This is a genomic window from Subtercola vilae, from assembly GCF_004923255.1.
Lineage (GTDB): Bacteria > Actinomycetota > Actinomycetes > Actinomycetales > Microbacteriaceae > Subtercola > Subtercola vilae.
Map to the genome: position 1 here is coordinate 1 of NZ_QYRT01000064.1, position 12,116 is coordinate 12,116.

At 63.3% G+C, this 12,116-nt stretch carries 8 protein-coding genes; 4 read left to right on the forward strand and 4 right to left on the reverse strand.

Annotated elements, in window-relative coordinates:
• Positions 1-53: 53 nt before the first annotated feature.
• Positions 54-1,244, reverse strand: a complete 1,191-nt coding sequence (gene xylA, locus D4765_RS18125; protein ID WP_136643720.1) for a xylose isomerase — start codon at positions 1,242-1,244, stop codon at positions 54-56.
• Between the two features lie 239 nt (positions 1,245-1,483).
• Between xylA and D4765_RS18130 the strand changes: the two genes are divergently transcribed.
• The gene (locus D4765_RS18130; protein WP_237280550.1) at positions 1,484-2,686 is read left to right on the forward strand and encodes an ROK family protein; all 1,203 of its coding nucleotides are present in this window, start codon (positions 1,484-1,486) and stop codon (positions 2,684-2,686) included.
• 112 nt (positions 2,687-2,798) lie between these two features.
• On the forward strand, positions 2,799-4,028 hold the full coding sequence (locus tag D4765_RS18135) for a multidrug effflux MFS transporter (protein ID WP_136643721.1): 1,230 nt from the start codon (positions 2,799-2,801) through the stop codon (positions 4,026-4,028).
• A gap of 14 nt (positions 4,029-4,042) precedes the next feature.
• Here D4765_RS18135 and D4765_RS18140 read toward each other — a convergent pair whose 3' ends face one another.
• The gene (locus D4765_RS18140) at positions 4,043-4,699 is read right to left on the reverse strand and encodes a hypothetical protein (RefSeq protein ID WP_136643722.1); all 657 of its coding nucleotides are present in this window, start codon (positions 4,697-4,699) and stop codon (positions 4,043-4,045) included.
• Positions 4,700-4,843: 144 nt separating this feature from the next.
• Between D4765_RS18140 and D4765_RS18145 the strand changes: the two genes are divergently transcribed.
• Complete coding sequence (locus tag D4765_RS18145; RefSeq protein ID WP_136643723.1) at positions 4,844-5,053, forward strand: hypothetical protein; 210 nt, start codon at positions 4,844-4,846, stop codon at positions 5,051-5,053.
• Here D4765_RS18145 and D4765_RS18150 read toward each other — a convergent pair.
• Together D4765_RS18150 and D4765_RS18155 are read right to left on the reverse strand one after the other, a co-directional pair.
• Entirely contained in the window at positions 5,050-6,153 is a 1,104-nt protein-coding gene (locus D4765_RS18150) for an acetylxylan esterase (protein ID WP_136643724.1), read from the reverse strand. The two genes, D4765_RS18145 and D4765_RS18150, sit on opposite strands and share 4 nt — an antisense overlap.
• A gap of 54 nt (positions 6,154-6,207) precedes the next feature.
• Positions 6,208-7,281, reverse strand: coding sequence for a DUF4190 domain-containing protein (locus D4765_RS18155; RefSeq protein WP_161580494.1), 1,074 nt, complete (start codon positions 7,279-7,281; stop codon positions 6,208-6,210).
• Positions 7,282-7,715: 434 nt separating this feature from the next.
• On the opposite strand from D4765_RS18155, the gene D4765_RS18160 reads away from it, so the two are divergent.
• Entirely contained in the window at positions 7,716-11,666 is a 3,951-nt protein-coding gene (locus tag D4765_RS18160) for a helix-turn-helix domain-containing protein (RefSeq protein WP_161580495.1), read from the forward strand.
• Positions 11,667-12,116 lie beyond the last annotated feature (450 nt).

The window sequence follows — 12,116 nt, forward strand, 5'->3', positions numbered from 1 at the left end:
GAGCGGGGCGAGCGGGGCGGGCGGTGGGGGCGTGGATGAAGTGGTGCGAGCGGTTAGCGCGCGCCCGTCAGGTGCTCGAGCGCCAGCTGGTTGAGGCGCACGAAGCCGAAGCCCTTGCCGTCGAAGTACGGGGTCGGGTCGAAGTCTTCGTAGGCCGACCGGTCGGCGAGCAGCTCGGTGTAGGTCTCACCCGGGTTCAGCGTGGGCTGGGCGAGCTCGGGTACGCGTGACGCGGCCAGGGCCTGCTGCACCTCGGGGTCGGCGCGGAAAGCCGCGGCCCGCTCCTTGAGCAGCAGGTAGGTGCGCATGTTCGCGGCAGCCGAATCCCAGACGCCCGTGATGTCTTCGGTGCGCGAAGGCTTGTAGTCGAAGTGGCGCGGGCCGTCGTAGACCGGGCCGCCTTCGGGCGAACCGTTCTCGAGCAGGTCGACGAGCGCGAACGCGTTGTACAGGTCGCCGTGGCCGAACACGAGGTCTTGGTCGTACTTGATTCCGCGCTGGCCGTTGAGGTCGATGTGGTACAGCTTGCCCTGGTAGAGCGCCTGAGCGATGCCGGCGGCGAAGTTCAGCCCGGCCATCTGCTCGTGGCCGACCTCGGGGTTGACGCCCACGAGTTCGGGGCGCTCGAGGGTCTGAATGAAGGCCATGGCGTGACCGACCGTCGGCAGCAGAATATCGCCGCGGGGCTCGTTCGGCTTGGGCTCGATGGCGAATCGAATGTCATAGCCCTTGTCGGTGACGTAGTCGCCCAGCAGGTTCACGGCTTCGCGGTAGCGCTCGAGGGCCGAGCGGATGTCTTTGGCCGCGTCGTATTCCGCGCCCTCGCGCCCGCCCCACATCACGAACGTCTTCGCGCCGAGCTCGGCAGCGAGGTCGATGTTGCGCAGCACCTTGCGGAGCGCGAACCGGCGAACCTGGCGGTCGTTCGAGGTGAAGCCGCCGTCTTTGAACACGGGCGCGCTGAACAGGTTGGTCGTCACCATCGGAACGATGAGCCCGGTGTCAGCCAGGGCGCCTTTCAGGCGGTCGATCTGCGTCTGGCGCTGGGCGTCGGTCGAGTCGAAGTCGAACAGGTCGTCGTCGTGGAAGGTCAGGCCGTAGGCGCCGAGCTCAGACAGGCGCGTGACTGCTTCGACAACGTCGAGGTGCGAACGGGTGGGGCCGCCGAACGGGTCGGAGCCGTTGTAGCCGATCGTCCAGAGTCCGAAAGAGAATTTGTCAGCGCGGGTGGGCGTCAGAGACATACCGTTTTGCTCCAGTCAGCATCGTTGGTGAAGTACCGCAAAAAAGAAGTACCGTGAAAAAGTTACCACGCCCAACATATTCCCGTTCGCTTCATCTTGTCAAAGGGCAAATCCACCAAACCAGCACGCTGGCCGAGCTCTCCGCTTTGGCGGGCGCCGGATGCACGGTATATGTTTCAAGGGTCAACAAAGCTCTCTCGCCCCGAGCGAAGAGAACCCGCCGAGAAAGGGAGCACCCCGTGACCCTCCCCGCTCCGCTTCGCCCCCTCTCGGCCGGCGTCGGCAACAGTAACGACCAGGCGCGCCGGCACAACCTGTCGACCATCCTGACCATGCTGCACCACGGCGGCGCGCAGACCCGCGCCCAGCTCACCCGTCTCTCCGGCCTGAACCGGTCGACCATCGGCGCCCTTGTCACCGAACTCGTCGAACTCGGCCTCGCTTACGAGACCGAACCCGCCGACTCCGGTCTGGTCGGCCGCCCGAGCCCGGTCGTGCACGCGGCCGAGAACGTGGTCGCCCTCACCGTGAACCCCGACGTCGACGCCATCACCATCGGCTTGGTGGGCCTCGGCGGCGTGCTGCACAAACGCGTGCGGTACGAGACGGCCTCTGTTCCTTCCGTTCGCGAGACCATCAACGTGGTGTCGGCCGTGATCGACGGAATGCGCTCTGAGCTTGCGTCGTCGTATCGCGTGGTGGGGATGGGTGTCGCCGTTCCCGGCCTCGTGAACCAGGTCGACGGCCTGGTACTGCTCGCCCCGCACCTCGACTGGTCGAACGAGCCGCTCGCCGAAACGGTCGAGGCCGCCCTCGGCTACCCCGTGTCAGTGGCCAACGACGCGGCCCTCGCGACCGTGGCCGAGAGCCTGTTCGGTGCCGGCCGCGGAGTGAGCGACCTGGTGTACCTCAACGGCAGCGCGAGCGGCATCGGCGGTGGCGCACTCGTGGGCGGAACCATGCTGCGAGGAGCCCAGGGGTTCGCCGCCGAACTCGGGCACACGATGGTGAACAGCTCGGGCATCCGGTGCCACTGCGGCAAGTACGGCTGCCTCGAGACCGAAGTGAACCTCGGGCGCCTGCTCGACGTGCTGGGGCTCGGCGCGGTGGGGCTCGACGAGCTCGATGCGCTGGTCGTGGGGTCTCAGGCTCCGGATGTTCGGGCCGAAGTGAACCGCCAGCTCGACGTTCTGGCCGTGGCCATCGGCAACTTCATCAGCATCTTCAACCCCGAATCGTTCATTCTCGGGGGGTTTCTCGGCTCACTCTACGAGGCCGACCCGGAGCGCCTGCGTGCCGCGGTGAAAAGGGTTACGTTTAACGTGGTCGGGAATTCGGTGCGTATCGACCGGGCCGAACTCCGGTCGCGGCTGTTGACGATCGGTGCTGCCGAGCTGGTGTTCGGAGGCCTGCTCACAGACCCGGCCGGAACGAGTTTCTGACCCCGCCGGGCCGGGAGAATCCGCACAGATCCCCTGCACGAACCCCTGCACGAACCCCTGCCTGACTGCCCTGCCTGAACCCCTGCCCGAACGCTCTGCCCGAGGACCTTCTGTGAACACCGCTGTGCATCCGGGTGATGCGCTGACTTCCCGCCAACGTCTCGTCTATATCATCATTCTCGGTGCGCTGAGCGCCCTCGGGCCGTTCACGATCGACCTCTACCTGCCGGCCTTCCCGGCCCTCGAGGCCGACCTGAACGTGCCCGTCGCCGTCATTCAGCTCACCCTCACCGGCACCACCATCGGCTTCGCGCTCGGCCAGCTGCTCGTGGGCCCGTGGAGTGACTCGGTGGGGCGGCGCCTGCCCCTCATCGTGGCGACGGCACTGCACATCGCGGCCTCCATCGGGGCAGCGGTCGCCCCGAACGTCGAGGTGCTCGGCGTTCTGCGCGTGCTGCAGGGCGTCGGCGCGGCGGCGGCCGGTGTCATCGCCATCGCCATGGTTCGCGACCTGTTCGCCGGCCAGCCCCTGGTTCGGATGCTCTCCCGCATGTCGCTGGTCACGACTGTCGCGCCCGTGCTGGCGCCCGTGGTCGGCTCGCAACTGCTGAACATCATGGACTGGCGCGGAATCTTCTGGGTACTGATGGGCTACGGCATCGTGGTACTCATTGCAGCCTCGGTGTGGATCGTCGAAACCCTCCCGAAAGAGCGCCGCGGCGACCGCGGGCACACGTCGATGCGCCAGCGCTACAGTGCGGTGTTGCACGACCGGGTGTTCGTGGGCATGGCCATCATCGGGGGCATGACGTTCGCCGGGTTGTTCTCGTATCTGTCGGCGTCGCCTTTTCTGTTCCAGGTCGTCTACGCGTTCAGCCCGCAGCAGTATGGGCTGCTGTTCGCGGTGAATTCGCTCGGCATCATTCTGGGCATCCAGAGCAGTGCGTTTCTGATCCGGCGCATCGCGCCGCAGTGGCTGCTGGCGTGCTCGACGGTGGTGCTGCTGCTGTCGGCCGTGGCGATCGTGGTGCTCGATGTGTCGGGGGCAGGGCTGTTCGGGGTGCTCATTCCGCTGTGGTTCTTCATCGCCGCGTGCGGGTTCGGCGGGCCGTGCGTGCAGGTGCTGGCGCTCAACAACCACGGGCACGAGGCGGCGACGGCGGCGTCGCTGCTCGGCGCTGTGAACTTCGGCCTCGCCGGGCTCATCTCACCCATCGTCGGAGCATTCGGCGTGGGCAACGCGGTGGCGATGGGCGCGGTGATGGCGGTGACGGCGGCGGTGTCGATCACGGTGCTGTGGGCTGTGGTGCGGCCGCGAACGGTGCCGTCGATCGCGCACTGAGGGCGGGGGCGGGCTCAGCCGACGATGAGTGCCTGCGACGACATCAGCGCGATGAGCAGCAGCGACAGCGCCGCAACGCCCCCGGCGATGCAGAGCGAACCCAGCCACGGCCAGCGTTCGAACCAGAACAGCAGGTCAGCGTGGTCGCGGCGCAGCTCTCCGCGCGTGAGAGGGCGGTCGCTGAGCGTGACGGGTACGTCGTAGGCGTCGGCGACGAATGAGAGGGCTTCTGTGCCCCAGTAATGCTCGCGCATCCGCAGCAGTGGTTCGCCGCTGGCATCGAACGCGAACAGTTGCGACGAGGTGTCGAGCGACTGGCCGCGGTACACGGGCACGATGAGAACCGATGCGATGCGTTTGGCGGAGATGCGGCGCTGCGAGCCGAAGAACGTGTTCTCGAGCAGCCCGTCACGGTCGACGACGATGCGCACACGGGAGAGCAGGTACGACAGAACCGCACCAACCAGCGCGATCACGGCGAAGGCCACAACGACGCGCGGCCAGGTGCCCCGCGGAATAGCGAACCAGAGCATCGCGGCGAACACCGGCAGGGTGAGCGTGGCGGCCACCGTACGCGACTGCGACGACAGTGAGGCGTTCGGCCGCAGGGTGCGGGTGCTGCCCCCTGATCGCATCTCTGCGGCCTGTGTTCCTTCAGCCTGTGCGTTCACGCGCGCTCCTCCAGATCGCCCCGCTCGGGCGGCGAGCGCGAGCGGCACGTCCAGCATCCCTCAGCCACACCGCCGATGTATAGCGGCATTAATGGGGACAAAGCCAGGGGGCGCGTGACGGGGGTGCTGGGCTATCGTGGAGGCATGGCCGATTCACAGAGCAAAGCGCACGAAGAGATCTGGATCGGCGACGTGCACGTTGCCAACATCCGTGAAGAGAACGGTCACGGCGATCGCCCGTTCGTAGTCGAGAGCGTGAACGGCAAGGTTCTGAAAGAGCTCGCCGACCGCCACGCCGCCGAGCTGTGGATCTCGCTGCACTCCGACGACATCACCGAGCGCGAACTCGGTTAGAGCGGGCTGGCGCTGATCGGCGCGACCGCCTTCAGAGCGGCCAGTGCCATCGAGTTGTCGTCGACCCCGCCGCCCTCGTGCCCATTGAAGGGCCACACGGTGATGTGCTTCTCGCCGGCGTACTCGTTGAAGGCGCCGAAGACGGTTGACGGGGGGCACACGGGATCCATCAGCGCGGTCGAGAACCAGGCCGGGGCGGATGCCCGTTTTGCGAAGTTCACCCCGTCGAAGTAGCTGAGCGTGTCGAGCACCTGCCCGACCTGCTCGCGGTGCACGGCGAGGTACCGGCCGATCTCCTTGTACGGGTCATTGTCGGTCATCACGATCGCCCGCGGGAAGTCGCAGAGAAACGGCACCAGCGGAATCGCGGCGACCAAGCCTGGCACGAGTCCCGCCACGGCCAGCGCGAGCCCGCCGCCCTGGCTGCGGCCGATCACAGCGACCCGCTGCGGGTCGATAGCCTCGAGCGTTCGCACCGCGTCGACGGCTCGCACGGCGTCGGTGATGAGCCGCCGATAGTAGTACGTCTCGGGGCTCGTGATGCCACGAGTCATGAACCCCGGGTGCTGCGGAGCGGTCGACGAGCCGGCCCCCGCGCCCTCGTCGTCTCCCGTGTCGCCCGAGCTCCACGTGGAGCCTTGGCCGCGGGTGTCCATGTGCAGATGGGCGAACCCCGCTGAGGCCCAGAAGAGGTTGTCGGTGGCGTGGCCGCGCCCCCCGCCGTACCCGACGAACTCGACCACGGCCGGCAGAGCAGTGCGGGCGGGCGAGGGTGCTGCATCCAGAGCCCCGGCGGGAACACGCAACCACGCCTTGACCGGCTGGCCCGCGAAACCCGGGAAGGTGACGTCGTAGACGTCGAGTGTGGTGAGCCCGCAGTCGACCTTCGTGACGAGAACTCCGGTGCTGATGCTGATGCTGTCTGTGCGGTTGACGGTGCTGCTCTCAGCTGTGGCTGTGGCTGTAGCTGTGGCTGTGGCTGCCGGGGCCGCTGCCCGGCTGCCCGCCAGGGTGGATGCCCAGAACTCGTCGAAATCGTCGGGTTCGACCTGGGTGCTGCGGTAGTTTCGGAGCTCTGACTCGGGGAGATCGACAAACATTCGCCCAGCCTAGACGCTTGCACTCGCCGGTCTGCGCAGCCAGCGCAGCACCGGTCAGTTGACGACGATGGCCGCCTTCGCGAGCACGTCGTAGTAGATCGACGTCAGGTCGGTCGCGGGCTGGCAGGTGAGGTCGAGGTACATGCCGGTGCCGGTGCTCGCGAAGGCGCGGGCGGCGGTGATCCAGTGGCTGCCATTCGAATCGGTGCCGGTGAGGGTGCGCGTGTCGACCGAGTAGCTCGCGTCGGCGCTGCCGAGGCCCACGTAGTCGGTTTCGGCGTACTGGTCGACGTCGGAGGCGGTCGCGTTGTCGACGTAGATCAGGTACGCGTCGGTGGTGGCCTGGTCGTCGCCGGGCACTGTTGTCACCTTCGAGCCCAGCAGGCCCTGGTGGAACTTCACCGTGCACTGCTTGTCGCTCGAGGTGTACGACCAGTTGCCCTGTCCGTCGTCGGGGCTCGAGACGCTCCAGCCGGTGCTCGTAATGAAGCCGTCGGCGAACTGCGGAATCGTCGTGGCGGGCAGGCTCTGCCCCGCCTCGAAGGTGAGGTCGCCGCCGTTGAACCCGCTGCCGCCCGGCCCGCTCGACGCGGTGGGCGCTGCGGTCGGCGCCGAGAACGGGTCGGAGCTGCCGGTGCCGTACCGGTTCGGGTTCGACGCGGCGGCGACGATGGCGATGACGATGAAGACGGCCGCGAGGATGCCCCCCAGAATGCCGAGGTAGCCGAGAACCAGCCCGGCCACGGCGAGCCCGCGCCCCTTCTGGCCGGTGCGCTTGATCTGAACGAGTGCGATGTGGCCGGTGATCACTGCTGCCAGCGACACGAAGAACGCTGTCACCAGCGACACGATCGCGAGCACGTTGTACGACGGTTCGGGCGAGCCGCCGTAGGGGGCGGCCGCGTAGGAGTTCGGGGTGGTGGGCGGGGCGCTGCCGTATGGGGTCGCGCCGTACGGGGCCGCGCCGTACGGGTTCGGCGCGGTGGGCGGCGTGCTGTCGTCTGGGGTCTTCGAGAGCGACGGCCCGGCCCCGGGTGCCTGATACGGCGGGGCGCTGCCGTATGGGTTCGGGATGGCCGGTGGCGTCGGTGGCGTGGGTTCGATCGGGGGCTGCTGTTCGTCGGTCATCGACTCACTCCTTGCTGCACGCTGTGTGCCTTGTCGCATCAGAAACGTTCTGTGCGCCGAGAACTCTCGATCCGTAAAACGTAGCTCGCCTCCGCGCACGTGGCAATGCGCCGCGTCGGCATCGACCTCACACCGGGCATTGATGGGGCCGATTCGGGAACGCCGGCCGGGCGGCGGCGTTCGCGTGGCGGAAGACTGCGGTGCTCGCAGAAATCGTGGCCGGGTGCGCTGGTCGTTCAGGTGACGTCCCCACGGTTGTGCGCCGCATCGTCGTTGAGGAGGGTGTCAGAATTCGCGACTGCTATGAGCACTATCCCCTTTTTCTGGATCGGCGGTCGATTGTAGCGAGCTGAAGTAAGCGACCTCGGTTTGCTCCAGCAAGAAATGCACAAAAAACACATTTGGACAAAATCGACATGCGGTATACCGGATGTATGGAAAGTGAAGTCCAAAAGCCCTATCTCAACGTCAAAGAAACTGCGACTCTTCTGGGTGTTCACCAAAACACCATTCGAAGTTGGGTTTCGAAGGGAATTCTCCGTTCTTCCCGCGTCCCGGGTACGACCGCGAACCGATTCTCGCGAGAAGAAGTGGAGCGCTTGCAAAAGGAGCGAGGCAGCAGGACGTCTTCAGTTGCACCTCTGCTGCGTCGAGACAGTCTCGAATTAATAGGCCCTACCGAGTTGGACCGCTGGGCGGCGAGCCAGGATTCCAAAGGCGCATTTCCTGAGCTTGTATCGCGCCTGCTGGCGGCAACAGGTGGTCTCACAAATGTCGAAGTTCGTTCGCACGAGGGAACATCTGGTTTCGGTTGGGATGGGTCTGCGACATCAACGGGCAGCACTTTCTTGCCAGCAGGTGAACTGCGATTCGAACTTGGCACGGATAAGGACGCGAAACACAAGGCACAACACGACTACCAGAAACGGGTAGACGCACTTCCGAAAGACGCGAACGTCATCTTCATTTTCGCCACCCCGCGCAATTGGGCCGGGAGTCGTGACTGGGCCGAAGGACGGGCCGAAGAGCACAAATTCATTGATGTTCGCGCATTCGATGCCCACCGGATTAGTGAGTGGATTCGCTCGACTCCAGCGGTGCACTATTGGATATCTGAGCGGTTGGGATATCAGCCCCGGGACGCTAAGACCATCGAACGTTGGCGAAGCGACTTCGATGACCGAGTGACGCTGAAGTTGCCACCGCCGTTTTTCCTGGCAGGGCGAACCACCGAAGCTGAAAAGCTCAGAGAGCTGTTGACGAGCGCCGAGCAGTCTGTTGTGTCAATTCATGCGCCCTGGCGAGATGAGGCCATTGCCTTCGTTCATGCAGCCGCTGCAAACCAACCGGATCTCTTGCAACGAATAGTTTTGGTTGAGGAGAACGCGGTGTGGGATCGTCTCGTCCATTCGGCGGCGCCATTGACATTGATACCAATGTTCGATGGTCCCAACGTCAACTTGGCAACCCGACGGGGGCATCGCGTAATACTCATTTCGACCGCGGATGAGCCTATGCAGGGGCCAGACATCTCCTTGCCCAAAGTTGACCCTCACTCTGCGGGCCAAGCACTCAGGGACGCGAATGACGGCATCAAGGATGAGTATCGTCTCGTCGCTTTGGCTCGCCGGAGTCTCTCCGCGCTTGTCAGGTCGTATGCGCAAGTCCGACGCTTGAAAGAACCTAAGTGGGCGGCCAATCCAACTCAATCGGAAGTGTTGACGCCGCTCTTGCTGGCTGGTGGATGGACGCCGAACGAGCCGGATCAAGAAGCGGTGAGTAAATTGGTTGTGAAGACGCCTGACGAGATCGAGCGTTTGCTACGACAGTTGTCTCGTGGTGCCGACGCGCCGTTCGTTCTTTCGGGCGAGATTTGGCGAATAGCGTCTCCGTTGGAACTCGGACTGTTGCTCTCTCCCAAGCTCACTGCCAGGGACATGCGTGGCTGGAGTGACCTCGCTTTCGAGGTCTTACTCGACCCGGATCCGTATCAGGGCATGGGCACGCTAGAGCGCCTGTCCGTTCAGATGAAGGGCCCAAGGCCGCCAGAGTATTCGAATTCGCTGCGGAAGGGACTCGCTGAAAGCATGGCACTACTAGCAAGTCTCGATTCGGAATTCCCCTCACCTCACAGTGGTCAGAGTTGGGTAGACGGCACCATTCAGAGGCTGCTGGGGGCAGCCTTTGAGGACAGTTCTGGTGCGAAATTGGAGCGGATATCTGATGTTCTGCCGCTTCTTGCAGAAGCAGCTCCGCAGGTCTTCCTCGACTTCGTTGAATCTGATCTGCAAAAAGATGAACCATTTGTCATGACCTTGTTCAAAGACACCGCCCCGGACGTATTCGGATCGTCATCACCGCACCCGGCGCTGTTATGGTCGCTCGAAACGCTCTGCTGGTCAGCGGAGTTGTTCCCGCGCGCTGCAGGCGCATTAGCAGACTTGGCTCGAAAGGATCCGGGCGGCCGGCTCAGCAATCGACCCCTCGAAAGCCTCCAGAACGTCTCGGCGGGGTGGCTACGCCAAAGCGGCGCAAGCGTGCAGGATAAGTTGTCTCTTCTCGAAGGCCTGCTAACTCGCGACCCCGTCATTGGATGGAAAGCTCTTCTGGCAGTTTGGCCGAGCAGCCACGCCACGGCATTCTCGCCGCACACGCCTGTGTTCAGAGATTGGGTCACGGGTAGTCGCTCTGTATCGTTCGCTGATTGGGAACGATTCGTTGATGGACTAGTCGACTTCGCGCTCCGCTATTCGGGCGCCAATGCCGCCCGATGGAGTGACTTGGTCAAGGGTGCCGACAACCTTCCAGCTCGTCAACGAGTTCAATTGATCAAAGAACTTGGTTCAGATGAGCGAATCAGTTCGTGGTCGTCTGAAGAGCGCTTCGATGTGTGGAGTGCAATGCGTGACGAGATCGATCGGCACGAAGAGTACGCGGATGCGAATTGGGCAATGCCTGATGACGAATTGCATGCTTGGCGCAAGATAGCCGCGGCGTTGGCTCCTGATGTTGACCCTCGTCGCTATTCGCATCTTTTCGACTGGCGTACTCGTGCTGGAAACCTTCGTCATGGCGACGAGGGATTTGACGCTGAGCTGCATCGACTACAGCTCGAAGCGGTTCGAGACGTCCTTGCTCAAGGGACGGATCAGTTGACGACCCTGATTGCGGATGTGAAAATTCCGGCTCGAGTTGGTGGTCTCCTCGCTGAAATTGCCGATGCAAGCAGCGATGAAGCCATCGTCGGGTGGCTTGAAAGCGAAGACTCAAATCTATCCGCCGCAGCGCACGCATTCGGTGCCGGTCGCGTTTCGTTCAATGGATTGGCGTGGCTTCGAACAACGTTGAGTTGGTTCAAGGAAGGCTCCGAGGTACGAAATCGCCTCATCTGTCTGGTGACACCAACGCGGGACAACTGGGCGTTCGTGGCGGAGTTCGGCGAGGATCTTGAGTCCACCTATTGGAGTCGATTGAACCCCTACGCGATCGAAGAAGACGATTCTGAAGATGTCGTCAATCGAATGATCGAACACGGTCAGGGTTGGAGCGCCATTACTGTTCTCTCAAACTCCGTTGCTGGAAAAAAAGCATCGCCCGATGTCGAACTTATCAAGCGAGCCTTTGGTGCACTCGGTAGCGGCACCAGCCCCATAGCGGATCGCACGATGGCGAGCTACTACGTTGAATCGCTTCTCAAGTACATGGAACAATTTGTACCCGATGACCCTGATCTTCCGGGATTGGAATTTACATTCTTCGACTTCTTGCATGAGCACGATCCGTCCAACGCCCTATTTCGCTTGCTGAACAACAGTCCGTCTGAGTTCGTTGTGATCGTCAAGCTCGTCTTCCGCGGTGAAGGAGAATCAGATCGGCGTCTGACAGCTGACGAGAGTGCTCGCGCACAAATCGCCTATAGTGTGCTTCGAGAGTGGCCGACCGTACCCGGGCAAGAATTAGACGGCTCCGTTGATGCGGAGATACTTGGCCAGTGGATTCGCGCGTCTCGACTCTTGTTGGCAGACAGTGGCCGCATATCGATCGGTGACGAGGTGATTGGCGAAATACTGTCCGCAAGTCCATCGGACTCGGATGACATCTGGCCCGCCAAACCGATTCGCGACCTGATCGAAACCATCGGCAGCACTCGTCTAGAAACAGGGCTTCAAATAGGACTGGCAAACCGGCGAGGCGTAACAACGCGGGGAGCGTTCGACGGTGGCAGACAGGAGCGAGACGCGGAGAAACGATACCGAGACATGGCACCCCGCGTTACAACAAAATGGCCGCGTACGGCGCGCATGCTGCGGTCTATAGCCGATTCTTACCGGGCTGAGGCCGACCGCAACGATCGAGAGGCAGATCGACGCGGCGACGACGTCTGAGCCGCAGCCGCGGTCCCTCAAGTGCGGCAAGCGGTGAACGTAGCGAAGTCAAAACTCTCGGATGAGTACCCACTGCGAGCTTATAAGCCGCTCATTTGTTCATGCCAAGCGATTTTAGAGCCAGACCGACATGGGCGGCGGCCTCCAGTTCGCTTGCCTCGAGCATGAGCGCCATGACCTTCGCCAATGCGAAAGCGATGTCGCCGCCCAGCTCGCCTTGCAGCGATCAATTGGTCGAAGCGCTCGCAGTTTAGATGGTCGCTGTTGCTGCGTCTGGCGTACATCCGACGATGCTCTCTGAGCGCCTCGGGCACACCTCTGTCGGTGACGTCCCCTCGAGTGGTGTGCTTTCGCTTTGCCGATTGAGGTCAGTGGTTGAAGCTTAGGCGGCGATGAGTTCGGGCAGTGTTGTCACCTCCTCGATCGCGGTGGTTGGGTCGTTCATGGTCT